The organism is Hydrocoleum sp. CS-953 (genome assembly GCF_002260545.1).
GTDB lineage: Bacteria > Cyanobacteriota > Cyanobacteriia > Cyanobacteriales > Microcoleaceae > Trichodesmium.
This window is the reverse complement of sequence record NZ_LGSU01000458.1, coordinates 1-3,167: the sequence shown is the minus strand read 5'-3', so window position 1 is coordinate 3,167 and position 3,167 is coordinate 1. Positions and strand designations below refer to the sequence as shown.

Annotated in this window: 2 protein-coding genes and 1 pseudogene; all 3 read right to left on the bottom strand. The window is 36.9% G+C overall.

Translation table 11 applies throughout. The annotated features are described in order from the left end of the window. Positions 1 to 600: pseudogene (locus tag AFK68_RS04595) on the bottom strand (hypothetical protein); the annotation flags it as partial. A gap of 298 nt (positions 601 to 898) precedes the next feature. After that, on the bottom strand, positions 899 to 1,420 hold the full coding sequence (locus AFK68_RS04590) for a chemotaxis protein CheW (RefSeq protein ID WP_094671781.1): 522 nt from the start codon (positions 1,418 to 1,420) through the stop codon (positions 899 to 901). A 12-nt stretch (positions 1,421 to 1,432) separates the two neighbouring features. Next, positions 1,433 to 1,798, bottom strand: coding sequence for a response regulator transcription factor (locus AFK68_RS04585; RefSeq protein ID WP_094671780.1), 366 nt, complete (start codon positions 1,796 to 1,798; stop codon positions 1,433 to 1,435). Positions 1,799 to 3,167: the final 1,369 nt, after the last annotated feature.

The following is a 3,167-nucleotide window of genomic DNA, read 5'->3' as shown; positions in this document are numbered from 1 at the left end:
ATCAAGGATTAGTTCTGGATCTGTGATATTTTCTAGGTCTTTTGTATCTAATTCTAGACTATTTTCATCAAGGATTAGTTCTGGGTCTGTGATATTTTCCAGGTCTTTTGTATCTAATTCTAGACTATTTTCATTGAGGATTAGTTCTGGGTCTGTGATATTTTCCAGGTCTTTTGTATCTAATTCTAGACTATTTTGATCTGCTATCGCTTCCAATTCACTAGAAACTTGTCCTTCTATAGATTCTTCATTCTGATAGTCATCAAAGTTAATACCTTCCAGCATTTCTTCAGACTCACTCAAGCTAGCTGGATAATCTGTAATAAATTGCTCACTATCGCTGATACCTTGTTGAGCATAGTTCAGCAGTTCTGGATCGTCACTGAGGTCTAAAACTAACTGATATTGTTCTTTAGCTACATCATACTGATGAAGTCCATAACAATATATATGACCACAAAGCAGACGAGAACTAGGGTCTTCTGGATAATCCTGAATTAAGTTATAAACTAAAGCTGCTGCTTCTTCATAGTTACCATGACTGTAGGCATCTTCTACCTTTTGATAATCTTGTAAAAAGTCTGTGCTGGATGATGTCATTTGCTGTCCCTCTCTCAAGATAATAATATTATTTATTTTTGTTTTTTTAATTTTATCATTAACGGATTTAGGAATTGGGAATCAGCCTCATTCAGAAATCTTATATATTTAAGATATACAACTGAATCAAATAATTATGTTGACTTATCAACTGTACGGACGTTGCACAGGCAAAAATGCGTTTTCCGTTCCGGAATGCTCCGCATTTCCTGACGGAATGCTCCGCAAACATGTCGCACAGCGTTTTATGTCGGCTCTTAGCCGTTAGCGGAGCTTTGCGTCAGCAAAAACGTCCCTTTTAGGCTGCCCATCGAGCCGAGCGAATAATTGCTTCTTGATCCAGTAGCCTCAGAACCTGCTCTCCCTTCTCATCAAAAACCCACTCTCCTCGTAAGAAGGGAGCCATACCATCTGCAATATCTGTGGGCATTTTCAGCTTCTTTTCATCAAGCCACTGCATTCCCACAATCCGTTCAACTGCTAGTCCTAATATAATGTCTTGGTCTTCTACTGCAATTATTTTAATCTCAGGTTGATCGGTATTAACTGGGATTGGGTCTCCAAGGAATTGAGCTAGATCGGCTACCCAAATCACTCGTCCCCTTACATTTATCGTTCCTAAAAGTAAGGGCGAGACATTGGGAATAGCTGTAATACCCTCTGGAGATTGATAAATCACTTCTCGAATATCTGTTGCTAGTAAAGCAAACTCATTACCCGAAGGTAAATAAAATCGTAAATGTTGCTCACCTTCAGGATTTTCTAATTCTTGGATTCCTCCTGTACCTTGGCCTGGTAAAAACTCTTCATTGCCTACCATAGATTATTAAACTTAACGTCTTAACAATTGTTTAACTGTTCCTACCAGTTCTGTGGGCTGGAATGGTTTAGCAATGTAGGCATCTGCACCTTGTTTTAAGCCCCAGTAACGGTCAAATTCCTCTCCCTTTGAAGAACACATTACTACTGGAATATTCTTGGTTTTAGGATCGGATTTGATTCTCCTGCAGACTTCATAGCCATTCATTCTTGGCATCACAATATCTAATACCACTATATCGGGTTTAGTATTTTGTAGTCGTCCCAAAGCTTCTACTCCATCATTAGCAACGGTAACTGCTAATCCACTATTTTTGAGAAGTTGTGATATCATTTCTCTTTGGGTAACGCTATCTTCTACAACTAGAACTTTGCTCATTTTTTTCTGCCTGATAGCTTGGGTTTAAATTATATTAGAAGTTAAATATAGGTATTGATTAAAATTTTCATAGGATTAGGTTTTTGGCCTATGTTAATTAATTTAGATCGAGTGATAGATATTTGTTTGATTCAATATACTGGCTAGTAACTCTCTTTTATGATAGCAATATTAATCCTTTTAGGTGGTTTTATATACTTACTAGCTTAGTGTTTAGCGGTAGATATGACCTAAGTATTAGTTGAGACTTAAAAATAATAGCCATGTATAGAATTAAACATCTATTTTTGACATACTTTTAATTATTGCTTTATTTTGACAAATATGGTGATTAGTTTAGTCAGTATCCTTAATATAATGTACCCACAAACTTTGTCTATAGTTTCTCCAATTTTAAATCTCTAACTGCTATGGCCCACTTGCCAAGATTTAGCTGGTAACCAATAGTCTTTCAAATAATATAATATTATATTTTCTCTTGACCAAAAATCATTCAGCAGTTTGAAAACCTCTTAGCAATAACAACACAGATTATTATTATTATTATTATTTTTTGATTTTTGGGGTATAGATCAAGTCTGTTGACATTTGGAAATATCTTTTTGACCAAAAAATTGTGATTCAAACCTCGTCCTGAAGCAGGCAACTTTCTAGTATATTAGTAGTGGTAAAAATTATCTCCTCAGTTGGCAGTCGATCTACCAATCACAACGGTATGAAACCGACCTTGCAGCATCAATATGGAAAGAGTTAAGGTCTATGGTCGTTCAATCAATACTGGAGAAAAAGTTCAATAATTAATAATTAACAAAAGAATCTTACAAAGACTCCGCCCTATCAGGTGGGCTGGAAATTAGAAAAACTTTACATCAAATGTCCTTTTGAGTAAACAGAGAATATCAATGGTAAGGAATGGTATTTAAGCTATTCATCAACAGCCTAACTAATTGCAACAATTTATCAAGTTAGTATTAAAGCCATTTTCATAACCAGTAACGACAAAATTCTTTGGGAGTCGGGAGTCTGAAAATGCTTTAGGATGTGCGACTCGTTGGCCACTAAGCTAGGAAACTAGATATGAATGGCCGTCCGTGACCAATCTAAAAGGAGGTTAAATATTAGGTCACTGGATAACTCTTATCACCTTGATGGTGAAATTCCATCCGCCTTGTTGTTGGGTTGACAGCATAGACCACGGAGTAGAGACTGAACATCAACCTGGTGAAGCTGGTTTAAAAGCGGGAAAATACCAGTTACCAAGGAACGATACCGCGAGCAAAGGCTGGGTGCGACTCGTTCCTGTTAGGAGCCTTTAGAGACTAAAGGGGTATGAACAGGGTCTAACGAGGCCACAGAGGAAGAGCCTGTA